Origin of the sequence: Pontibacillus salicampi (assembly GCF_042434395.1) — a bacterium.
Classification (GTDB): domain Bacteria; phylum Bacillota; class Bacilli; order Bacillales; family BH030062; genus Pontibacillus; species Pontibacillus salicampi.
The window spans coordinates 65168-86811 of the sequence record NZ_JBHLTP010000011.1 but is presented as its reverse complement, the minus strand read 5'-3'; the positions used below and the strand labels follow the sequence as shown (position 1 = coordinate 86811).

Here is a 21644-nt window from a genome sequence, read left to right as displayed (position 1 = left end):
GAAAAGAGGAATGAATCTTTTCTCATCTTCATAGGAGTGTATATAGAGAGTGACAAGAAGCGGAGGGAGACGATGCGCATCTCGCTACCTGCGTTATTATTTGTACTGTATTTGCTTTTAATCGGTACGCATGTCTACCAGCATTTTGATGGAGCCTTTATTCCTTCTAAAGCAAGCATATTACATGTATTTTTCCTGCTAATTCATAAGGTAGCTAGTGGCTTCTAATAGTGGTGCTGAAGCAGAAGTTTCTTATATTCTTTCTTTAAATACGGTCTTAGTTCCTCATAGCCAATTTCAATGTAGGGAATTTCATGATTTATTGGTAAATACTCTCCTGGTAAAGCAAAGATAACAAGACAAGATGGTTTCAAGTAATACTTCGGTCTTTCCCCAAGGGACTTAAAGTCTGCATTATTGGTGTACTTTTGGAGCTCTTTCGTTATCTTTTTGAAAAGAAAATCTTTATAATGTGTATGCTCTTGAAAGAGGTCGAACAATGCTAATTCTTTTTCACTTTGTAAATCAAACGTTTTAGCGTAAGGATAAGAGAAATCCTTTGGACCATTGGAAAACTCATAGTGTTTATACAAAACGCTGAGAAGTCCGTTTTGATTTAGCGGTACTGTAAAGGAGGAGGAGTACTCTAATGGTACTTCTCTTTTTTTGGCTAAATACTGATATACCTCCGCATGCTCCTTACTGCCATGAAATTTTTCTTGTGCTTGCTGTTCAAAAACATTATTAATCGTTTCTAAATAACTTCCATATCGATTATCTTTAAATAAAGGATATTCAACGGATATGTTGTAATAGTCACCTTTCTCCTCTATGATGCGTTTATCGACTTCTATACCTTGATTGGAAGGAGACCAAACAGAGAAGAAGGTTAGAATGAGACTAGATAAAATGGGTAGCATTTGCCACTGCCTACTTTCTGTACAATACCTTTTGGGTGTTAGTATCTGTTGTACATCTCTTGAATATCAAAAGAAGTAGTTGCTAATTTTTTCTTTAGGCTCTGTTAAAGCCCAAGAAGTAAGGTGATCTATAGAATGGGGATTTTGTGAAGGACTGTTTTGTTAGAGAGGGGTTTGTTATATTTCTATTTCTTGCATTAACTAACATTAAAGGTAGAAGAATGATAAAAAGCTTGCACCTTAGAGCAACGATGCAAGCTTGGAGCGTACTACCTTTTTAGTGGAGGGGCTTAAATGTCTTACAGTCTGTTTCTTCTTGAGAGTCCGCCTGCTTTCCAGTATGACTCACAACAAAGATTTGATCTGCACCACATTTTTGTCCATCCATATTATGAACGCAGTTGTTCACTTCACATAATACATCTTGTGCCATCGTAATACACCTCCTGAAACTAGCTTAACCACAAGAAAGTAATTTTACACTGTACCGTAAAAGCAATTGGTTTACTTATGTAGCGTGACATAAGATACTAATATTAATGAACATTGGAAGGGATGGATTTAATATGGATTTATCTGAAATATTAAAGGGAACCGACGCTCTAGAGCAAAAATCACTTCTTAAAGAAGAGCGTATTTCTTCATTGGATTTGACTCAGTACTACATAGATCAAATACAAGCTAAAAATCCAACACTGAATGCAGTAGTTCATACGATGTTTGCAGAAGGGATAGAGTCTGCTGAAACGGTGGATCTTAATAAAGGTATATTAAGCGGACTTCCGTTTCTTATGAAGGACTTACATTCGGTAAAAGGTCATCCTGTTACATCAGGGTCCAGAATGCTTGAAGGCTATGTAGCTCCTGAAGATGATGAGTATGTTAAACGCTATAAACAAGCTGGATTAGTTTTCCTAGGGAAAACGAATACGCCCGAATTTGGTTTTTTGCCAACAACCGATCCTGATTTTCTCGGTCCAGCTCGAAACCCATGGGATACTACGCGTTCAGCAGGAGGATCTAGTGGCGGTGCTGCTGCTGCCGTAGCTGCTGGAATGATACCTTTCGCACATGGCAGTGATGGCGGAGGATCCATTCGTATTCCCGCTTCATGCTGTGGTCTTTTTGGGTTAAAGCCTTCTAGAGGAAGAAATCCTTATGGTACATACATGAACGATTTCGGGGTTACTCATGCCCTCACTCGCTCTGTTAGAGATAGTGCAGCATTATTGGATGTTGTGAAAGGGAAAGGTAATTATGAAGGATATCCCTCCTTTACAGAAGACATTTTATATATAAATGAAATGTACAAGCAGCCCAGGAAGCTAACCATAGCGGTTGCGCCTAACTGGAACAACCAGGTTAGTATTACGGAGGACAATCGGAAGGCGTTAGCCGAAACGAAGCAGCTGTTAGAAGAGCTGGGGCATAGAGTCGAAGAAGACACTCCAGTATTTGATTTCGAGCAGTTTGCCAAGGATTTTATTACCGTTTGGATCGCAAGTGGCTCTGTTATTATTAAACATTTGGCACAGCTTACAAATAGAACTCCGTTACAAAGTAATTTGGAGCCTGTTTCCTATGATGTTTTTAAGCAGGGGGAGCGGTACTCTGCTAGTGAGTATGAGGAAGCTAGAGTTCGGTTAAACATGACGGCTAAGAAGATGCATGCATTTCATGACAAGTATGATGTGCTTGTAACCCCTACTTTAAATGGTCTACCGGCAGAAATAGGTTCATTTGACCATCAAACTAATGCTAAGCTGGATATGCTGGATACGATGATGAATTATGTAAGCTTTACGCAAATGGCTAATGCTACAGGACAACCTGCTATGAGTGTACCTCTTTATTGGAATAAACAAGGGCTTCCAATAGGTGTACATTTCACAGGAAGACTTGGAGAAGAGGACACTTTACTGCAATTGGCAAGACAACTAGAAACGAAAAAGCCATGGATTAATCGGTATGAAGATATTACCGTATAGGATAAACAGAAACCCTTCCAAAGCGAAGGGTTTTTGACAGTATGGATGGAGTGATGAATATTCCATACTAGGATATAAAGGATTAATGAAGAAATGGGGGTGTAGAGGTGCAGGCTTATCACTTCGTCATCCTGCTCTTTGTAGGATATTTAATATTTACATTAGACAAAAAGAAGCAGAATGTTCCCGTTCCTGTCATTCTCGTTCTTATAGGGATAGGTTGTTCCTTTGTCCCGTTTTTTGATGACGTGATGGTTACAAAGGAAATAATCTACGAAATTTTCTTGCCTGCATTATTGTTTATTTCGGCCTATCGATTCCCTACAAAAGCCCTCAAAGAAAATGCGGTGCTAATAGGACTTATGAGTACCGTCGGTTTATTGCTGACCACTATTCTTTTGGGCATAAGTATTTACCTTGTATGTGAGTTGCTTTTTCCTGTTTCTATTGTAGGTGCACTTTTAATGGCTAGTATGCTAACCCCGACAGATCCGGTCTCTGTTACTTCTATACTAAAGCAATCAGGAAGTAACCCTCGAATAGCGGATGTGGTGGAAGGGGAATCGATGATAAACGATGGGACCAGCATCGTTTTATTTACAGTATTCACAAGTATGTATATCTCTAACACCCCGTTTTCTATCTTTCGTTTTATGAACGAATTTATAACGGTATCACTCGGTGGGATTGTTATTGGCGTTAGTTTAGGGTGGGCAGTCAGTAAGGCTGTCCATGTGACTCATCATAAACAATACCAGGTAATGTTAAGTATAATTCTTACCTACGGGACGTTTTTTATTGCAGAGCATTTACATGTCTCAGGAGTATTAGCAACCGTCGCTGCTGGTATAATGCTGTCGTATGAGTTTGAACATACCAATAAGGAGGACCATTTCAGAGAATCGCTAGCGGGGTTTTGGGACATTGTAGAGCCGTCCATTTTGTCCTTAGTTTTTCTGCTTATTGGTATAAAGGCAACAAGCTATTTAACGATAGCATCATGGCAGGTCGCTTTTATATTATTTGCTGCAACATTATTAGTACGTTTTCTTGTAATAAGTGTACTAATACCACTAGTACCAAAATGGCGTAACCAATCCTCATGGAAGGATATCTTTATCATTAATTGGGCGGGTATTAAAGGTACTATGTCTATTGCTCTTTTGTTAAGCCTTGAATCTCAGCTAGGTACACAGGAACAAAGGCTGTTGGCCATTACATTTGCAGTTGTACTATTGTCGCTGGTCATCCAAAGTGTAGGGATATACCCGATCACTCGTTTTTTTGAAAAAAATAAAGTATTCAAAGATATGTAAAAAAACGAAACAGTCCTTCATTCATAGAGCCTTTCCTTGTTTTCCTTTTATTGAACAGCATATCAATTACAGGAGAGCACATACTACAAATGGCTAAACAAAGTAGCCCTATTGAATGGAGGAAATAGTATGAAAAAATATATGGCCCTATCCTTATCAGCAATTCTCTCTGTTAGTTTGCTTTCAGCTTGTGGAACAAATGATGAGCAAGCGGCAGATAATTTAAATAATTACGCAAATCGTAATGCAGAGCGTCTTTCCTTTGAACCAGGAGGAAATAATTATGAAAATGTACAAAACGGCGATGGTAAATATATGAACCGTTTCGACGTTCAAGGAAAGGTTCGTAAATATACCATTCCTGGGGGAGATGTTCAAGAGTATAATGTGAACCCTGAGGAATTTGGTATAAATCCAAAGCAGTTTGAAAACGGTCAACAAGCACCGGGTACAAGAAATGGAAACAACGGGCAACAGCAACAGCAGCAACAAGGTGGAAATGAGCAGCAACAGCCTCAAGCTGAAAGAGGAGAAGCACCATCTAGTGATGGTAAAGCTCCCGAGGAAACTAGTGAGAATAAGAACTTTAAACAGCAGGTTGTGGATTTAACAAACAAGGAACGCGAGAAAAAAGGTTTGCCAAAAGTAAAAGCGTTTGATGAATTAACAAACGTTGCTCAAAAGAAATCAGAAGATATGGTAAACAACGGGTACTTCTCGCACAATTCACCAACCTATGGCAGCCCATTCGAGATGATGGATAACTTCGGAATTGAATATAAAACGGCAGCAGAAAATATTGCAGCAGGGCAGAAGACTCCTGAGAAAGTTGTAAAGGGCTGGATGAATAGCGCAGGACACCGCAAAAACATTTTAAACAATAAAGTAACCCATATTGGAATTGGTGTAGAACGCGGTGGAGATATGGGAATATACTGGACACAAATGTTTATTCAAAAATAAAAAGCTCAAGGTGATGCATCGTAAGCAGGTGTATCACTTTTTTTGAGTAACTGACCAGTTGGTATTTATATCAGTATTTCTCCATCATACATATTGAGAAATTATAGGTCAGCATACCAAATCATTAATACAAATAAATGGGTGAAAACAGAAACGTCCTGCATAAATGTTCCAATTAGCTTTGACTGTATTAAATCAGACGTTTTGTTATAATAGTATCCATGTAGAGTGATAAAGGAGTCGTGATGATGGATAAAAATAAAGTCATGCTGGTGGATGGAATGGCGTTATTGTTTCGTGCTTATTTCTCAACGGCAATGAGTGGTTATTTTCGAATAAATAGTAAAGGGGTACCAACAAACGCTGTTCATGGATTTGTCAGGCACTTATTTACTGCCATGAATCATTATCAACCAAGTCATGTGATTTGCTGTTGGGATATGGGGAGCTCGACGTTCCGTACGGAAATGTTTCCTGATTACAAAGCAAACCGCGATGCTCCCCCTACGGAATTAATACCTCAATTTGACTTGGTTAAAGAAGTAACCTCTTCTTTGAATATTCCAAATGTAGGCTTAAAAGGATACGAGGCAGACGATTGTATCGGCACACTGACATCTAATTTACGCGAAGATGCAGAGGTAGTAATACTGACGGGAGATCAGGATATACTTCAACTGTTAACGGAAAATGTTTCGGTTGTATTATTGAAAAAGGGCTATGGGAATTATGCTGAATACACGGCAGAGACATTCACGGAAGAAAAAGGTATTACCCCGGAGCAGATGATTGATTTAAAAGCATTGATGGGGGACAGCAGTGATAATTATCCTGGAGTAAAGGGGATTGGAGAAAAAACAGCATTAAAGCTGTTACAAGCCCACGGTACAATTGAAGGGTTACTAGATAATCTGGATAATGTAACGAAAAGCCAGCGAGAAAAAATTGAACGGGATATGGAAAATTTACGTCTTTCTCACCAATTGGCAAGAATATATTGTGAAGCAGATGTTACATGTGGCTTAGACGAAGCGTTACTAACCATTGACAGAGCATTAATGATGGAGAAATTTAAGGAAGTAGAACTTGGAAAATTACATGATATGATTAGTTAATAAAAAGCGCTATGTGTCAGAACATAGCGCTTTTCCATGTTTAGTGTTGGTACTTGTAAAGTTATTTTTGGATAAACATTTGTGTCCAATAGTGGCCAGGATCTAAGTAACCAATCCCAATATGGGTGTAATTCTCATTAAGGATATTCCTGCGATGGCCTTCACTATTCATCCAACCGTTTACCATGTCTTCTGGGCTTGGATATCCTAACCCAATATTCTCTGCTGAAGCGCTAGTGTTAATTCCAAATGATTGGATCATTTCAAATGGTGTTCCATACGTTGGACTTGTATGCTTAAAGTATTTGTTACGCTTCATATCGGTTGATTTTTCTTGTGCAACCTGGGTAAGGTATGGATCGATGTCCAGTTTTGAAAGTCCTCTTTTTGTACGTTCTTTGTTGGTTAACTCCAACACCTGTTTTGCTTCTTGACTAATAGAACCATTTTTCTTCAACAAATACATATTGGTCAATGCTCGTTCAGGTAGAGCATTCTCCCCTCCGAGTACGAACCCAGATATCTCTTTGTTGGATATGTAATGTTCAGTTGCTTTCATATCCTTGCTAGGATGTACTAGTATGACTTGGGCTTTTAAGCGATTTGCCAAACCGGAGGCTGCGACAGCGTCTGGGTAATCTTCCGTATTACTATTCGTAGAAATACCTCTTACGAATAACATCTTATTAGCTGTGGAAGAGAGATGCTTTGCTGCGTCTATATTCGTTTCAAAGCGGTCATTTCCAGATAGTCGAGTGGTGTCAATTCCAGATTGTTCCATTTGATTTTGCAGCTCATTACTAATAACTCCAGGACCTCCATAAATAGTAACATCTTGGACAGATGAAGATAATGAGGAAGGAAGTCTGTTATTCCTCGTTAGGTATATAGGTGTTTCTTCTATTGCAGAATGACTAGATGCCGATAGAGCGTCTGCGATAGTAAATCCATTAGCCACAATTGCCTTTGTGCTGTTTTTAAGACCACTTGCTTTATGGATTGCTTTAGCCGTTTCAAATCGATCATCTCCAGCAACACGAGTTGTGGTCAATCCCATTTTTTCCAACTGATTGATAACACTTTGGCTAATGGCATTTGGTCCTCCTAACACATACACTTTTTTCGCGTTTAGTCTTTTCATTTCCTCTTGTACCGAGGAGGGAAGATTTGAGGTTGAGGTTAATAAAATAGGCGCGTCCTTAACGCCTGAGAGACTGGCAGATGCAAGGGCGTCCGCTGGATTGTCGCTCCTTGCTAAGATAACAGAGTTGTCCTGATTAGTAAGCCCATTAGGCCAGCCTTGTTTAGATATTGCGATAGCTGTTTTGTATCGATCTGTTCCATTTACTCTTTCATACGTGTTCAATTCATTTGCAGCCAAAGAAGAGGGAGAGGAAATAATAAAGCTGCCTATCATACCGATGAGTAGAAACAGAATAGTTTTTTTCACGTTAACGCTACCACCTTTTTCGACAAAATTTTTTCAATTTAACGGTAGCATAATCTATTCCGCTTTACTATGGGAATAAAGGTGCCCAACCATAGTCTGGGAGGATGAAGCTTTGAGACTGAATAGAGGAAAGGAGAGCTATTCCAATATTAATGATATACCTTATTCGTGCTTTGCCATTTCATTGGGGAAAATCCGTGTAATATCGTTGATGTATGCTAAAATAGAGAATGATTTGTATTTGGATAAAAAGAGGAAAGATGTTAAATGGCTTGGGACTTATTAAACTTCATAGCAGTAGCAGCCTTTGCTTTCAGTGGTGCAATCGTTGCAATGAGTGAACGATATGATATATTTGGTGTCATTATACTTGGTGTTGCTACTCCCTTCGCCGGAGGAATTGCACGGAATTTATTTTTACAAGAAGATGTTATCCATATTTGGGAGCAGGGAATTTTTCTCTACGTAGCCTTTGGGACTATCATGATTGTGTATTTCTTCCCAAAGAGCTGGGTGATGTTCTGGAATAGATGGAATTTATACCTTGATGCATTTGGGTTATCCGCCTTTGCAATTCAGGGAGCAATCTTTGCTATGAATCACGAATTGCCTTTAGGAGCCGTAATGTTCTCTGCTATTCTTACCGGGGTAGGAGGAGGAGTAACACGTGATATTTTAGCGCAAAGACGCCCCATGGTGTTACATACTGAAATTTATGCGGTATGGGCATTGATAACAGGTGCTCTGATTGGGTTTGGAATAATTGATTATACGAGTACAGTGCAGTTGTACACTTTATTTGTAGCCATTATTGTCTTGCGGTTATTATCATTTCATTTAAATTGGCATTTGCGTTTTCGTGATTTATATCGATTATAATAGGTTTACAGCGAAACCATTTTTTGTTAACTTTAGTTTGTAAGCTTAAATTACTTAATTTCATAAAGCAAGCTAGGGGCGCCACGATGATGGCTGAGAGGACTCAATCCGACCCTTTGAACCTGAATTGGTTAAGACCAACGGAGGGAAGCGCGTGACTAACGTCACATGGACAGTACAGTGCAATGCATATCGTCTATCCAAAGCTCATCCTCCAAAGGATGAGCTTTTTTTATGAACAAAAAGGAGAGGATTCCATGTTAACGATAGCTGGACAAACGTTTTCTAATCGCCTTTTGACTGGTACAGGAAAATTTAAGGATCATAAAGAAATGAAAGAAGCCATTGAGCAATCAGGATCAGAGATTGTAACGGTTGCCCTTAGGCGGGTGGATCTTCGCGGTAATGATCAATATATATTAAATGATATACCAGAGGGTGTTCAGCTTATGCCGAATACATCTGGTGCAAGAACCGCAGAGGAGGCAGTGAGAATAGCAAGGCTAAGTCGGGCTAGTGGTATGGGGAACTGGGTAAAAATAGAGGTGATTTCTGACCAAACCTATTTATTACCAGACAATGAAGAAACGATTAAAGCAACTAGAATACTTGTGGAGGAAGGCTTCGTTGTATTGCCTTATATGAGTCCGGATTTAATGGCTGCCAAGCGAATGGAAGAGGCTGGAGCTAGTGCTGTAATGCCGCTAGGTTCTCCAATTGGATCGAATAGAGGGATTCGAATGAAGGAAATGATTTCAATCATTATGGAACAGATTGATGTACCTATCATTGTGGACGCCGGTATAGGGAAGCCGTCAGAGGCAAGTGAAGCAATGGAAATGGGGGCAGATGCAGTTCTTGTTAATACTGCCATAGCAACTGCCGCCTCTCCTGTAGATATGGCGAAAGCATTTGATTTAGCAGTAAAAGCAGGACGTATTGCATACGAATCTGGTTTGGGAGCGACATCAAAATCAGCAAATGCGTCCTCACCGTTAACAGGATTTTTAACCACATAATGTAAGGGGGATTCCATGAGTTTTTATGAAAAAGTACAGCAAATAAAGGAAATTCCTTTCTCTTCCCGAATGGAACAGGTATCAGCAAGTGATGTAGAGCATGTACTAAGAAAACAACGATTGGATGAACATGATTTCTTTGTATTGCTCTCCAAGGCTGCAGAAGGTTATTTAGAGGAGATGGCTCAGGCAGCACATCAAAAAACGATACAGCATTTTGGTAAAACAATGAAATTGTTTTTACCATTATATTTGTCAGACTATTGTGTTAACACATGTAAATACTGTAGCTTTAGTATCGATAATGTCTTTCCTCGCCGTAAGCTGACCATGGAGGAAATTGATCAGGAAGCTCGTGTTATTTCAGATATGGGCATTGAAGAAATTATTCTCTTGACGGGAGAGTCAAGGAAACATTCCTCCGTGGAATATTTGAAAGAAAGCATGAAGGTGTTAAAGCAATATTTTTCCTCTGTAGGGATTGAAATACAGCCGCTTAACACAGATGAATATGAGGAGCTAGTGGAAAGCGGTATAGATGGATTGACTGTGTATCAGGAAGTGTATAATGAAGAAATTTACCGTGATATCCATGTGAAGGGACCTAAGCGAAACTATAAATACCGTCTCGACACCCCCGAAAGAGGATGCCAAGCCGGAATGCGGAATGTGAACATAGGTGCGTTATTAGGTCTTGATGATTGGAGAAGAGAAGTATTTATCACAGGGATGCACGCAAGTTATCTAAAGCATAACTATATGGAGACAGAAATAGGTGTATCCTTTCCTCGCATAAAGCCAAATGTTGGAAGCTTTGAGCCGGCAGTAGAGGTATCAGATAAGAATATGGTACAGGCAATGCTGGCAACTAGACTGTTCATTCCAACTGCAGGCATTACCATTTCCACGAGAGAGCATCCCAAACTCCGTGATGAATTAATTCCGCTAGGAGTTACTAAGATGTCTGCTGCCTCTTCTACAGAAGTAGGTGGTTATTCTGAGCCTAATGAAAATCAAAGTCAGTTTGAAATCTCTGATGAGCGTAGTGTAAATGAAATTCAACAATTGCTTAGAACAAAAGGATATCAGCCTGTCATGAAAGATTGGCAAATTATTTAATAATAAGAAGGATGAGATAGTTGGAATTACATGCATTATCAAACGGTTCCATGAGTATGAAAGAATTTGTGGATAAGGCAATAGAGATCTATCCTTATGTAGATTATATTCATGTCAGAGAGAAGCAGCGCACAGCAAGAGAGCTTGTTTATTGGATTGAAACATTATTAGAAAATGGTGTTCCTGCTGACCGATTAGTGATAAACGATCGAGTTGATGTAGCGTATGTAACAGGTATTGGAGGCGTTCACTTAGGAGAAACTGGCCTGAGTCCAGCAGTTGTTCCTGCTTTTTTTAAAGGGTTGAGGGCAGGGAAATCCGTCCATTCCCCAAGAGGAGCAATGGATGCAGAAAGAGAAGGCGCCGATTATCTTTTCTTTGGGCATGTGTTCCACTCCACATCGAAAGAGGGAGTTTCCCCAAGAGGATTGGAAACCTTTCAAATAATAAATGAGATGGTTGATATACCAGTGATAGCAATCGGAGGCATCACTCCGGATAACATAGCACAGGTAATGAGGAAAGGAGCAGCTGGGGCTGCCGCCATGTCTTTTCTTTGGGACTCTGAGGACGCGAAAGAAGCAGCTAAACAACTACGGGAGGGGTGGTTTTCATGACGATACAGGTGAATGGAAAAAACGTGGAACTTCCTTATAATATAGAGACCATCACACATCTACTAACCTTTTATGCATTAGAGGACAAGCCAGTTATTGTCGAGTGGAATAAGGCGATTATTCCTAAAGAGCAATATGCAACGGCAGCTATTCAACATGGTGATGAATTTGAATTAGTTCATTTTGTTGGAGGTGGCTGATGATGGAGTCAGAACGGTATTCAAGACAGGAACGATTTGAGCCCATCGGTACGAAGGGGCAGCAGCTTATTCAAGATAAAACTGTACTCATAATTGGCGCAGGGGCATTAGGAGCAGCTTCGGCCGAGGCTTTAGTTAGAGCGGGAATTGGTCAACTGGTTCTTATTGACCGGGATTATGTAGAATTTAGCAACCTACAGCGGCAGCAGCTATACACTGAAGAAGATGCGGAAAATAGGATTCCAAAAGCGATTGCTGCTAAACAACATCTCAAACGCATTAATAGTGATGTAACTATTCAAGCTCATGTTATGGACGGACAAGTGGAAGAATTAGAGCAGCTAATACCGAAGGCAAATCTAGTACTGGATGCTACAGATAATTTTGATACAAGGCTTATCATCAATGATATATCTCAGAAATATCAGGTACCCTGGATTTATGGCGGATGTGTTGGAAGCTACGGATTAAGCTATACCATTATTCCTGGTTTAACGCCGTGTCTGCAATGTATGCTGGAGTCGGTTCCATTAGGTGGTGCTTCCCCAACCTGTGATACAGTAGGTGTTATTTCACCAGCCGTGCAGATGGTAACCTCTCTTCAAGTTTCCGAAGCCATGAAGCTACTTGTAGAGGATAAAGAGGCATTACGGCCAACCCTTGTATCCTTTGATGTATGGTCTAATCATTTTACGTCTATTGATATAGAAAAAGTAAAAAAGGAAAACTGCTCTTCCTGTGGGGAAGGGGCAGTCTATCCTTTCCTCCAATACGATAACCAGATGAGGACGGCAGTGTTGTGTGGACGTAACACGGTACAAATTAGGCCTGCACCACCAGCTGAGCGTAACTTGAATGCTATTCGGGATACCCTCCAGCAGGTCGGTACTGTGGAAAGTAATGACTTCCTGTTGTCATTTGTTCCAAAAGGAAGTCAGCAAAGGATGGTCTTATTTCGAGACGGACGTGCTCTCATACATGGGACAGCAGATATAACTGCAGCAAAATCAATGTATTATAAGTGGATAGGATAGGAGAATATAGTATGGAAATTTCTAAATCATTAACGATAGCTGGCTCTGATTCCGGCGGTGGAGCTGGAATACAAGCTGATTTAAAAACGTTTCAGGAGTTATCCTCTTACGGCATGTCAGTTATAACAGCCGTTACTTCCCAAAATACGAAGGGGGTACACGATGTCCATCCCATACCCATGAAGCATATTGCATCCCAATTGGAAGCCATCGCAACTGATGTAAATCCTCAAGCTGTTAAAACGGGGATGCTAGGAGACATGGATACCATTCATTTAATTGCTGACAGGGTTAGGCAGTATGAATGGAAGAATCTCGTTGTAGATCCTGTTATGGTCGCAAAGGGTGGGGCCAGATTGCTGGAGGAGCAGGCTGTATCTACTATTAAGCAAACGCTCATCCCCCTTGCGAGTGTCGTGACACCAAACATACCAGAAGCAGAAGCGCTGACAGATAAACAAATTAAAACAATGGAGGATAGGAAGGAGGCTGCTGTGCTTCTTGCTCAGATGGGAGCACAAACAGTAATTATTAAAGGTGGTCACGGTACAGAGGATAAGGTGTCTGACCTTTTATTTGATGGAGAAGAGTTTACCATATATGAAGGAGAACGATACTCTACTAGGAATACACATGGTACAGGATGTACGTTTTCTGCGGCTATTACTGCCGAATTGGCGAAAGGAAACAATATTCGACAGGCGGTAACAGTTGCTAAAGAATTTATTGAACTGGCTATTAAAGAAGATTTGCACATAGGAAGTGGCCATGGACCAACAAACCATTGGGCTTATAATCAATATTACAAAAGGAATGGAATAAATTAAATTTTTTGAAACAATATGGGTTACTCATTCGTCTTACTATAAGAAAGCATCACTTTCGTACCCGAAGGTGATGTTTTTTTACCTAATACATATGGTGAAACGGAGGATTGTGTTACGATAATGATATATAATATCCAAATTATGGATGTTATTAAAGCTAACTTCGTCGCATTGTCCTCCTATCATATTCCTATAATCCATGATAAGGGACTTGAATTCGTAAAACAGGAGAGAGGGATAGTATGACAGAAAGAGTTGCTGTTGTTACAGGAGCATCGAGCGGTTTTGGATTGCTCGTAACTGTAGAGCTAGCTAAGAAAGGTTTTCATGTTTATGCTACCATGCGTAATTTGCAAAAAAGTCATTGCATTAGTGAAGCTGTACCAAATGAAGAGGTGTTGAATAACATAACATTTTTCCCACTAGATGTTACAAAAGAGGATTCCATTGCATCTTTCCAGAATTTAGTTGGCAGCTTGGATCGCATTGATGTGCTAGTAAACAATGCGGGTTTTGCAGCTGGTGGGTTTTGCGAAGAAATTGACGTAAATGATTATCGTGATCAATTTGAAACAAATGTCTTTGGTGTCATGGCAGTGACTCAGGTTGTATTACCTGTTATGAGGACAAGGCAGCAGGGGACCATCATAAATATGAGTAGTATTAGTGGAAGAATTGGTTTTCCTGGACTATCGCCATATGTTTCTTCCAAGCATGCCTTAGAAGGATATAGCGAAAGCCTGCGGTTAGAAATGAAACCGTTCGGGGTAAATGTCGCCCTTGTAGAACCAGGCTCCTACAAAACGAATATTTGGTCTACTGGAAGGAAGGTGAGTGAACGATCTCTTCAATCCTCCTCTCCTTATCAAGCATACATGAAGCAATTAGAAAAGCAGCTTTCTACAGGAGAAAAAGACCTAGGTAATCCTTTGGATGTAGCTAATTTAGTAGTTGCACTGGCAGAGAAGACTACTATATATAAGTTACGTCACCCGATTGGTAAGGGAGTAAGCATGATATTGCGCTTGAGAAGTATGCTAACCTGGCGATCATGGGAAAAGGCATTATTGAAAAAGATAAATGTAAGGCTATAAAAAACCAGGCTGACCTGGAATAATAAGTCAGCCTGGTTTTCCTATTAACAGAATGAATCTTTTGAATTTGGATTTTTCAGCCCGAAAAGGGGACGAATGTATAGGGCGACAAAGGTGCCGAGTAGTGCCATAATCATCCATACCCAACCATGAAGACTCATGGAGGCTATACCTCCGAAATAAGCCCCAATGTTACAGCCAAATGCTAGACGTGCACCATATCCCATAAGTACACCGCCAATAAGAGAAGAGGCAGCTACACCGGGTTTGAATGCTTTCGGCTTAAAGGAGCCTTGTGCAGACGCAGCGATAAAGGCACCAAGAATAATGCCAAAGTTCATCACGCTTGTGGAGTCTGCCAGTACAGTCGTATTTAACGCTTCTGTATTACCTGCCCAATAGCCCCAGCTGCTCACATCTACACCAAGAGCCATTAATACTTTAGAGCCCCATAGGGCAAAAGCTGAAGTAACCCCCCATGGATTCCCACGAACAGATAACGTAAGTGCATTTAACAATGCCAGAACAACTGCCGCAACGAGTAGAGGCCATGAACCTCTTAAAACCTTCTTGAAGCCGGTCGTTGTAGCTAAAGGTTTCATTTGAGGAGGGCGCTTCTTATTCGCAATTAGGATAGTCATGCCATATATCCCGGCAAATACGACTATTTGTAAAAGCCATCCACCTGCATAACCAAGTCCAGTATCTTGAGCTAGTGAAATAGCGCCTAAGCTTGGTGTGTCTTCCATCCACCATGTAAAATGATATGCGCCCAGCACAGAGCCGGCAATAAAACCGAACAAGGTAATAAATAAGGAGGCTTTTCCGCCGCCTACATTGTATAAGGTACCTGAGGCGCATCCGTTCCCCATTTGCATACCAATACCGAATATAAAGGATCCAAATACAACACTGACTCCAACAGGTGATACGTACCCAGCAGGTGTGACACCAGTAAAGCTAAACCCTGTTGCCAGTATAATCGCAAATAGTGTCGTTGCCACGGCTAGCATAAGCATGTGGGATTGTAATCCTTGTACGTTCCCGACAGATGTTAATCGACGAAATGCTGACGTGAATCCAAAACGAGCGTGCAGTAAGGTGACACCTAGGGCTATTCCGATTAAAAAGAGAACTCCCTGTGTCCATCCCGTTACACTAATTATAACAGCCAATAAAATAATAGAAGCTAAAAGACCAAGAGTGACAAGCGGCTTTTGTATAGGATTAAGCTCCGAAACTACTGTTGTAGCAGGACGCTTAGTAACTTGTGCTGTTTGCACGATAAAACACCTCAATTCCTATATATTTAGTCAGGATTATTGCGTTGCTTTGAGTATAATAGTATATTTTTCTAAATATGTAAAGTATTAAACATCGTCACCCTTGTATAGGATATAGCTGTGGCAAAGGGACACTATTACTATACTAATCTTACTAACCATCAGAAGGGGCTTGCCAAAGTAAGGAGGTGCGGTTAAAGCCGATACGTTCTGTAGCAGCACCGAACTAACCACATCGTGTGGCGCAGTAGGGACGTGAGTGTTTTCCAAGCCATACCTTCCTTCTATAAGTAAATTACATCCACGTATCCTAGGTCTTCCTCAGAAAGGTGCTATAAAGTATAATGAACAACAAGCTTCAAGAGATCCTCTACAAAAGAGTAAAAAAATAATAAAAAACAAGTTTATACCAATCTATTACGTGGAATTAGAAGAGTATTATGCAAGAAAGAGGTGTGCTTTTCATGTTAGAGACATTCAAGGTGCAGACACAGTCACACGACCAAATGATTGATATAACCGATACATTACAGCAATGGATTACGGATAATGAGATAAACGAAGGTGTCCTTGTTGTTTCTTCCTTACATACTACAGCGGGAATAACTGTAAATGAGAATGCAGACCCTGATGTTAAAAAGGACATGCTTAATCGATTACAGGAAGTGTACCCTTGGGAGCATCCTGAAGATGAGCACGGAGAAGGGAACACGGCTGCTCATTTAAAAACAAGCACTGTAGGTTCATCAGAAAATATTATTATTAAGGATAATAAATTGGTGCTTGGAACATGGCAGGGCGTGTATTTTTGTGAATTTGATGGACCTCGCAGTCGTCGATATGTTGCGAGAGTAGTTCAGGAATAAGGTGAAATAGGTGTATTTGGTCCATTCCAAATACCCTTTTTTTGTGCTCGAAAAAGGCTGTCCCATACTTGGATGGACAACCTTTCTAGCTAGGCTTTGTATTCATTGTAGTGAAGAAGCTGTATATCGTAAGAAACAACAACTCTAATAATAGAATGATATACATTATCATAACGCTAGTTGCACCGGGGAGAGCAGCTATCATTAGTATCATGTTACCAATTGTGGCGACTACTAATAATATAGTGTACATTTCAGGTGTATGGTGGTATTCTAACTGCCCCATTACAAGGAGAGCCAGTATGCCTGTTATTACAGTAGAAAGATAGAACATAATTAACTCAGACGAGTTAGGAGCAGGACGTTGTGCAGCTAATGCGGCTAGAAGGAAGCTGGTCCAGCTTAATCCTATAATGGTGAGTAAAATGAAGAGGAATCTTTTCATGAAATTCTCCTTTACAAATGGTATGTATATTTTAACATATTTGTAAGGAAGTAGTGTTGTGAGGGTGATGGAACAGCTATAAAAAAAGGTGTAACGAATCTATCATTGGATTCGTTACACCTTTTCTAATTAGGATACTAATGCTTTACAAGCTTCTGCGCACGCTCTGCATGCCTTCGCACATTGCTGACAGTGATCATGGGGGTGGTTTTCGCATGTATCTGCACACTCTTCACAGGCAGTTACACATACGCTAGCAAGCTCTTGAATATAGGGCGAATTTCTGGTGATAGACTGTTCTAAAAATCCACAAATGTCAGCGCACTCCCGGTCCAATCGGATACACTCAACCATATTTCCTACATGTTCTTCTTGCAAGCATGCATCGTAGCACCTGTTACAAGCTTCCATACAATTGTGCAAAGCTGTTAACACTTCATCAAAACGGTTATGTTCTTTCTGCATAAAGGGAACCTCCTATATCATGTGTTATATAGGAGGTGTATCCATTTATTAGCTGTTTTAAACTTTTACGTTAAGAGTAGGAGAGAGCTGCCGTTTGGTTAAAAAAAGCAGCGAACTGCTTCCCGAATTGTTCAATAGCATCAAAATCTTCATCCGTTGTTGGTGCCATTTCAACTTTCAATCCTTCTTGAACAATAGCTGCCCCTTGTGCCTTTAATTGATCTTCAAACGTATGGACCGCTTCACAGTATTGTGGATATGCGGTGTCACCGGAACCAAATACAGCAGCTTTTACACCGGTCAAATCTACATTTGCCAGCTCCTCATAAAAGTCCTCCGCCTCATACGGTAAATCACCATCATTCCATGTATAGCAACCAATTAAAACACCTTCATACTGCTGAAGGGAGTCTGCCTCTAATTCTTCTATTTCATCCATGGTCACTGTGTGCCCAGCATTCTCCAAATCTTCTTTTAGTAAATCTGCCATTTCCTCTGTATTCCCAGACATACTAGCAAATCCAATTAGTATTTGTGCCATTGTGTCCACACCCTTTCTTCTTAATGAACTGCTTCTTCTTCTAATAACTCCTTATGATGCTCAAGAAGGGAAACATAATGACGGAACGTTTCTTCCTCTTTGGCATCCAGTGCCTCGTTTATTTTAAATTCGTAATAATTTGCTTCTAGTTCCACATCCAAGAGTAGTCGAAAGTATTGGTGGCTATATAATTCCTCTATATCGTTCTCATGTAAAAAGGCAGTGTACATATCGTTTATTACAATTTGTACAAAGAAACCAATTTCATCGATATACCGTGTATGGTTTGTTAGTTCTATTCGATTTCCTTTCCGGAATGTGATTGTGTTTGTATGCCTTGTCTCAGTGCAAAAGCACTCAACATCGTGTTTGAAAGACTCGTTAACAATAAACATATCAAGCATAGGGAAAGCCCCTTTCCACGTCAATTTGTTAGGTCTGGATTGTTATGTTCATATTAAATGAAAACGATTCTCAATGTCAATTATATTTTTTGGGGAAAGGTATGTTTTTTTGGTAAGCTAGCTATGTAAGTACATGGATATGTTAAAAGAGAAGAGGTGTCCTATGGCCATTGATGCTATTATTTTTGACTTAGATGGAGTTATTGTTGACACAGTTCCATTTCACTACCAAGCAACCAAACGAGTTGCAGATGAATTGCAGGTTTCCTTTACAGAAAAAGACAATCTACATTTTCAAGGCAGACCCCGAGAGGATCTTGTACAGGAATTGACGAAGCGAGGTAACAGATTTTATTCCAGTGATGAAAAAGCTAACATCGGTAATAGAAAGAACCAATATTACCAAGAGTTATTGAAAGGACTGTCAGAGAAGCATATCATGCCTGGTATTATTCCATTCTTAACGGAAGTAAAGAAGGCGAGCATTCCTATTGCGTTAGCTTCTTCTAGTTCTAACGCTCGGCTTGTATTAAAAAAATTAGGCCTTACTGAATTCTTTGATATTATTATGAACCCTCATGAGTTGACAAAGGGGAAGCCAGATCCTGAAATTTTCACCAGAGCCTGCGACGAATTACAAGCGGAATATCACCGTTCGGCTGCCATAGAGGACGGGGAAGCGGGCTTGGCAGCTATACTACAAACCCCTATGTTTTCTATTGGAGTCGGAGAGGAAACGTTTCTGGAGAGAGCAGATTGGCACATTTATTCCTCCAGGGAATTATCACTGGAGACCTTACAGGATTACATGTCGATGAGATAATAGGTGGTTACTTCAAAGTACCTACTGTTCATGGAAGTAAGCGAAAAGCTATAATAACATAAATCATATCAATAAGGAGGCATTTCTACTATGCAAGCACTCGTTCTACACCAAGCTGGACAATGGCGAGAGATGGAAGTGGAAACATTGCCAAAGCCAAGTCCTAATCAAGGGGAAATCGTTGTACAAGTGAAAGCAGCTGGCTTAAATCCGGTAGACTATAAAATCGCCACGAATGGAAATCCTAATTGGACATATCCACACGTCCTAGGGGTAGATGGAGCCGGTATTGTCGAGGAAATTGGAGAAGGTGTTACAGAAGTAAAACCAGGTGATCGAGTCGTGTATCATGGAAATATGCAAAAGGATGGCAATTTTGCAGAATATGCAAAGACACCAGCGCATACTGTTTCTATCATTCCTGACTCCCTTTCTTTTGAAGACGTTGCTGCCATTCCTTGTGCAGGATATACAGCTTATCAAGCTCTTTTTCGAAAAATGAATCTGGAAGCTGGACAACATATTATCATTCATGCCGGAGCAGGAGGAGTAGGTGGGTTTGCTATTCAATTAGCGAAATATGCAGGATTAAAGGTAATCACCACCGCTTCTGGTGCTAATCATGACTATGTCAAACAGCTCGGAGCAGATTATGCCATCGATTATAAAGAAGAGGATTTTGTAAAGCGTGCACTAGAGATTACAAATGGAGAAGGCGTTCATGCCGTTCTAGATACGGTTAGTGGGGATAATGCAACAAAATCGATTGAAGCAATTGGATTTAATGGTCATATTGCCTTTATTGCAGGTGCTCCAGACATAACTGCTAATATCCATTTTGCACGTTCTCTTTCCTTCCATCAAATTGCCTTAGGTGGTGCTCATATGGTAAACAATCATCATCAGCAACAAGATCTGAGTAGAATGGGAAATGAAATGGTGGAATTATTAGCAGAAGGACATATCTCTTCTTTACTGGAGGAAGTAGTGAACTTGGAGGAAGTGCCTGAAGCTTTGGAGAGATTGTCTCAACGACATGTAAGAGGAAAAATAGTTGCGAAGCCCTCTTAGAGAATAATATTAAAAAGTCCTGACCATGCTTGCTTTCGGTCAGGACTTTTTGTGTCAGCTTTCTATTTTTGTTGTTGAGCTAGACCAAAGTTTAATGCTGCCAGCTGTTTCTTAGATGTGGTATGAAGTCTATTAAATTGACTGGTAACTTCTTCAGGATAAGACTCTTTCAATAGTTTCTCATACATAGCTATGTTGTTCGTTTCAGCACGAATGCTGTCTTGAAAGGCTTGATACAAAGTGAGGGGCGGTGCTATGACGTTAGATGTGTCAGACATTGGCGGCTTTATATTATGTTGTGTACACAATCCCTCTAGTGCTTTTATATCCTTTACCTTTGATTGCAGCGTTTGCTGGAAAGGAATCTTGCTGCCGTAACGAGTAAGAATCGCTTTATACCTATCTCGTGCAGCGTACTCATCCTCTAATGCGTAGGTTAATGCTTCTTGAAGAGTAATAGTAGAATCCCGTAAAGCCCCATTTGCTCCGTAATCTGAATTAGATTCCGCTTCTGCGCGTGCTGATAACAAGTACACCACTACCATGATTCCGATTAGGATTAATCTCCATCTTCGTTTGAATATCCAATGCATCGAACCGTCTCCTTTTTGAAAATATGAGTGTAGTGTGTGTGATATAAAAGGAAAACATACAAAAGTTTGGAAATGGGCACATCCTATCGTTTAATTTTTCCATAAAACAGGAACACTACTTCTGAAACATTATGGAAGGAGTTGAAGGAGAATGAATAACCAGCACATTAAAGATAAAATTGAACAAATTATGGAGCAGCATAAAGTAGGCTCTCTTGCAACCGTACAAGACGGAAAGCCTCATTCTCGCTATATGACATTTCACCATGAGGGGCTAATTATGTTTACAGCGACAGATAAAGACACTCATAAAGTAGAGGAAATTGAACGCAATCCGGCAGTTCATATTCTAATGGGGTATGATGGGCAAGGCTTTGAAGATCCTTACATTGAAGTAGAAGGGAAAGCCAAGATAAATGATTCACAGGAAATGAAGGATAGACTGTGGAACGATTATATGGAATATTGGCTAGACGGCCCTCAGGATCCAAGCTATACAATACTAGAAATACATCCTACGAACATTCGCTTGTTAAATGTAGAAGGAGAAGACGGTCCCCAAACGTATCAGCCGTAAAAAAAATCCTGGCACATATGCTGTGTCAGGATTTT

Annotated in this window: 27 protein-coding genes and 1 riboswitch; of the genes, 17 read left to right on the top strand and 10 right to left on the bottom strand. The window is 40.2% G+C overall.

Going from position 1 to position 21644, the window contains the following annotated elements; translation table 11 throughout:
* Positions 1 to 72 precede the first annotated feature (72 nt).
* Entirely contained in the window at positions 73 to 228 is a 156-nt protein-coding gene (locus ACFFGV_RS12605) for a hypothetical protein (RefSeq protein WP_377348380.1), read from the top strand.
* Here ACFFGV_RS12605 and ACFFGV_RS12600 read toward each other — a convergent pair.
* Positions 225 to 920: a PdaC/SigV domain-containing protein gene (locus tag ACFFGV_RS12600; protein WP_377348378.1), complete on the bottom strand. Its 696-nt coding sequence runs from the start codon at positions 918 to 920 to the stop codon at positions 225 to 227. The genes ACFFGV_RS12605 and ACFFGV_RS12600 overlap by 4 nt on opposite strands.
* Before the next feature lie 277 nt (positions 921 to 1197).
* Positions 1198 to 1353 carry a DUF1540 domain-containing protein gene (locus ACFFGV_RS12595; protein WP_377348376.1) on the bottom strand — a complete coding sequence of 52 codons (156 nt, stop codon included), beginning with the start codon at positions 1351 to 1353 and terminating at the stop codon, positions 1198 to 1200.
* 133 nt (positions 1354 to 1486) lie between these two features.
* Here ACFFGV_RS12595 and ACFFGV_RS12590 point away from each other — a divergent pair, with 133 nt between their 5' ends.
* From ACFFGV_RS12590 to ACFFGV_RS12575, 4 genes are all read left to right on the top strand, one after another.
* Entirely contained in the window at positions 1487 to 2908 is a 1422-nt protein-coding gene (locus ACFFGV_RS12590) for an amidase (RefSeq protein ID WP_377348374.1), read from the top strand.
* A 107-nt stretch (positions 2909 to 3015) separates the two neighbouring features.
* Complete coding sequence (locus ACFFGV_RS12585) at positions 3016 to 4224, top strand: cation:proton antiporter (protein ID WP_377348372.1); 1209 nt, start codon at positions 3016 to 3018, stop codon at positions 4222 to 4224.
* 129 nt (positions 4225 to 4353) lie between these two features.
* Positions 4354 to 5187: a CAP domain-containing protein gene (locus tag ACFFGV_RS12580; RefSeq protein ID WP_377348370.1), complete on the top strand. Its 834-nt coding sequence runs from the start codon at positions 4354 to 4356 to the stop codon at positions 5185 to 5187.
* Positions 5188 to 5432: 245 nt separating this feature from the next.
* Positions 5433 to 6302, top strand: a complete 870-nt coding sequence (locus ACFFGV_RS12575) for a 5'-3' exonuclease (protein ID WP_377348368.1) — start codon at positions 5433 to 5435, stop codon at positions 6300 to 6302.
* 61 nt (positions 6303 to 6363) lie between these two features.
* On the opposite strand, the gene ACFFGV_RS12570 is transcribed toward ACFFGV_RS12575, so the two are convergent.
* Positions 6364 to 7752 (bottom strand): cell wall-binding repeat-containing protein, encoded by a 1389-nt coding sequence (locus ACFFGV_RS12570; RefSeq protein ID WP_377348366.1) that lies wholly within the window; start codon positions 7750 to 7752, stop codon positions 6364 to 6366.
* A gap of 267 nt (positions 7753 to 8019) precedes the next feature.
* Here ACFFGV_RS12570 and ACFFGV_RS12565 point away from each other — a divergent pair, with 267 nt between their 5' ends.
* The 8 genes from ACFFGV_RS12565 to ACFFGV_RS12530 all read left to right on the top strand — a co-directional run bounded on the left by ACFFGV_RS12565 (position 8020) and on the right by ACFFGV_RS12530 (position 14541).
* The gene (locus ACFFGV_RS12565; RefSeq protein ID WP_377348364.1) at positions 8020 to 8631 is read left to right on the top strand and encodes a trimeric intracellular cation channel family protein; all 612 of its coding nucleotides are present in this window, start codon (positions 8020 to 8022) and stop codon (positions 8629 to 8631) included.
* A gap of 64 nt (positions 8632 to 8695) precedes the next feature.
* Positions 8696 to 8797, top strand: a riboswitch (TPP riboswitch).
* 91 nt (positions 8798 to 8888) lie between these two features.
* Entirely contained in the window at positions 8889 to 9650 is a 762-nt protein-coding gene (locus ACFFGV_RS12560; RefSeq protein ID WP_377348362.1) for a thiazole synthase, read from the top strand.
* Between the two features lie 15 nt (positions 9651 to 9665).
* On the top strand, positions 9666 to 10769 hold the full coding sequence (gene thiH, locus ACFFGV_RS12555; RefSeq protein WP_377348360.1) for a 2-iminoacetate synthase ThiH: 1104 nt from the start codon (positions 9666 to 9668) through the stop codon (positions 10767 to 10769).
* A 20-nt stretch (positions 10770 to 10789) separates the two neighbouring features.
* Entirely contained in the window at positions 10790 to 11386 is a 597-nt protein-coding gene (locus ACFFGV_RS12550) for a thiamine phosphate synthase (protein ID WP_377348358.1), read from the top strand.
* Positions 11383 to 11586, top strand: coding sequence for a sulfur carrier protein ThiS (thiS, locus tag ACFFGV_RS12545; protein WP_377348357.1), 204 nt, complete (start codon positions 11383 to 11385; stop codon positions 11584 to 11586). Before ACFFGV_RS12550 ends, thiS begins: the two co-directional genes overlap by 4 nt.
* Positions 11586 to 12620, top strand: coding sequence for a MoeB/ThiF family adenylyltransferase (locus ACFFGV_RS12540; protein WP_377348356.1), 1035 nt, complete (start codon positions 11586 to 11588; stop codon positions 12618 to 12620). The genes thiS and ACFFGV_RS12540 overlap by 1 nt, the downstream gene beginning before the upstream one ends.
* An 11-nt stretch (positions 12621 to 12631) precedes the next feature.
* Positions 12632 to 13447, top strand: coding sequence for a bifunctional hydroxymethylpyrimidine kinase/phosphomethylpyrimidine kinase (thiD, locus tag ACFFGV_RS12535; RefSeq protein WP_377348354.1), 816 nt, complete (start codon positions 12632 to 12634; stop codon positions 13445 to 13447).
* A gap of 242 nt (positions 13448 to 13689) precedes the next feature.
* Positions 13690 to 14541: an SDR family oxidoreductase gene (locus tag ACFFGV_RS12530; protein ID WP_377348352.1), complete on the top strand. Its 852-nt coding sequence runs from the start codon at positions 13690 to 13692 to the stop codon at positions 14539 to 14541.
* Between the two features lie 44 nt (positions 14542 to 14585).
* On the opposite strand, the gene ACFFGV_RS12525 is transcribed toward ACFFGV_RS12530, so the two are convergent.
* Both ACFFGV_RS12525 and ACFFGV_RS12520 read right to left on the bottom strand, forming a co-directional pair.
* Positions 14586 to 15824, bottom strand: coding sequence for a YeeE/YedE family protein (locus ACFFGV_RS12525; protein ID WP_377348350.1), 1239 nt, complete (start codon positions 15822 to 15824; stop codon positions 14586 to 14588).
* A gap of 87 nt (positions 15825 to 15911) precedes the next feature.
* Entirely contained in the window at positions 15912 to 16094 is a 183-nt protein-coding gene (locus ACFFGV_RS12520; RefSeq protein WP_377348348.1) for a hypothetical protein, read from the bottom strand.
* Between the two features lie 194 nt (positions 16095 to 16288).
* On the opposite strand from ACFFGV_RS12520, the gene ACFFGV_RS12515 reads away from it, so the two are divergent.
* A complete protein-coding gene (locus ACFFGV_RS12515; RefSeq protein ID WP_377348346.1) occupies positions 16289 to 16690 on the top strand; it encodes a secondary thiamine-phosphate synthase enzyme YjbQ in 402 nt (133 codons plus the stop codon).
* 85 nt (positions 16691 to 16775) lie between these two features.
* Here ACFFGV_RS12515 and ACFFGV_RS12510 read toward each other — a convergent pair whose 3' ends face one another.
* The 4 genes from ACFFGV_RS12510 to ACFFGV_RS12495 all read right to left on the bottom strand — a co-directional run bounded on the left by ACFFGV_RS12510 (position 16776) and on the right by ACFFGV_RS12495 (position 18545).
* The gene (locus ACFFGV_RS12510) at positions 16776 to 17135 is read right to left on the bottom strand and encodes a hypothetical protein (RefSeq protein ID WP_377348344.1); all 360 of its coding nucleotides are present in this window, start codon (positions 17133 to 17135) and stop codon (positions 16776 to 16778) included.
* Between the two features lie 129 nt (positions 17136 to 17264).
* The gene (locus ACFFGV_RS12505; RefSeq protein WP_377348342.1) at positions 17265 to 17600 is read right to left on the bottom strand and encodes a four-helix bundle copper-binding protein; all 336 of its coding nucleotides are present in this window, start codon (positions 17598 to 17600) and stop codon (positions 17265 to 17267) included.
* 70 nt (positions 17601 to 17670) lie between these two features.
* The gene (locus ACFFGV_RS12500) at positions 17671 to 18141 is read right to left on the bottom strand and encodes a flavodoxin (RefSeq protein WP_377348340.1); all 471 of its coding nucleotides are present in this window, start codon (positions 18139 to 18141) and stop codon (positions 17671 to 17673) included.
* Between the two features lie 20 nt (positions 18142 to 18161).
* Entirely contained in the window at positions 18162 to 18545 is a 384-nt protein-coding gene (locus ACFFGV_RS12495; RefSeq protein WP_377348338.1) for a hypothetical protein, read from the bottom strand.
* A 163-nt stretch (positions 18546 to 18708) separates the two neighbouring features.
* On the opposite strand from ACFFGV_RS12495, the gene pgmB reads away from it, so the two are divergent.
* Entirely contained in the window at positions 18709 to 19368 is a 660-nt protein-coding gene (gene pgmB / locus ACFFGV_RS12490; RefSeq protein WP_377348336.1) for a beta-phosphoglucomutase, read from the top strand.
* A gap of 90 nt (positions 19369 to 19458) precedes the next feature.
* Complete coding sequence (locus ACFFGV_RS12485; RefSeq protein ID WP_377348334.1) at positions 19459 to 20439, top strand: zinc-binding dehydrogenase; 981 nt, start codon at positions 19459 to 19461, stop codon at positions 20437 to 20439.
* A gap of 62 nt (positions 20440 to 20501) precedes the next feature.
* Here the strand turns inward: ACFFGV_RS12485 and ACFFGV_RS12480 are convergent, their stop codons facing one another.
* Positions 20502 to 21032, bottom strand: a complete 531-nt coding sequence (locus ACFFGV_RS12480; RefSeq protein WP_377348332.1) for a hypothetical protein — start codon at positions 21030 to 21032, stop codon at positions 20502 to 20504.
* 151 nt (positions 21033 to 21183) lie between these two features.
* Here ACFFGV_RS12480 and ACFFGV_RS12475 point away from each other — a divergent pair, with 151 nt between their 5' ends.
* Entirely contained in the window at positions 21184 to 21609 is a 426-nt protein-coding gene (locus ACFFGV_RS12475) for a pyridoxamine 5'-phosphate oxidase family protein (RefSeq protein ID WP_377348329.1), read from the top strand.
* The last annotated feature ends 35 nt before the right edge of the window (positions 21610 to 21644 follow it).